This window comes from Seonamhaeicola marinus (assembly GCF_008085455.1).
Genome location: NZ_VSDQ01000848.1, coordinates 1 through 413, shown reverse-complemented (window position 1 = coordinate 413; position 413 = coordinate 1). Strand labels below are relative to the sequence as shown.

Sequence of the window (413 nt, the reverse complement as noted above, 5' to 3'; positions counted from 1 at the left end):
ATTGTTCTAAAACATCTAGTTTCATATCACTTATTGGATGCATAAAAAATGGGATAGAGTAGCGCGAAGTTCCCCAAAGCTCTTTTGGCGGATTTACAACACGGTGAATGGTAGATTTTAATTTATTATTGGTGTGCCTTGATAGCATATCGCCAACATTAATCATTAACTCATCAGGTTGAGCAATAGCGTCAATCCATTCTCCTTTATGATTTTGAACCTGTAAACCCTTTCCTTGGGCGCCCATTAAAAGGGTTATTAAATTAATATCACCATGAGCAGCAGCTCTAACAGCTTCTTTAGGTTCTACTGTTATTGGCGGATAATGAATAGGCCTTAAAATAGAGTTTCCGTTGTGTATGTAATTATCAAAGTATGTTTCTTCTAACCCTAAATGAAGTGCTAAAGCCCTA

1 protein-coding gene is annotated in these 413 nt (G+C 36.6%); it reads right to left on the bottom strand.

Going from position 1 to position 413, the window contains the following annotated elements; translation table 11 throughout:
- Window positions 1-413 (bottom strand): isopenicillin N synthase family dioxygenase (locus FUA24_RS23840; RefSeq protein ID WP_148545822.1); only part of this gene is annotated, 413 nt, incomplete at both ends.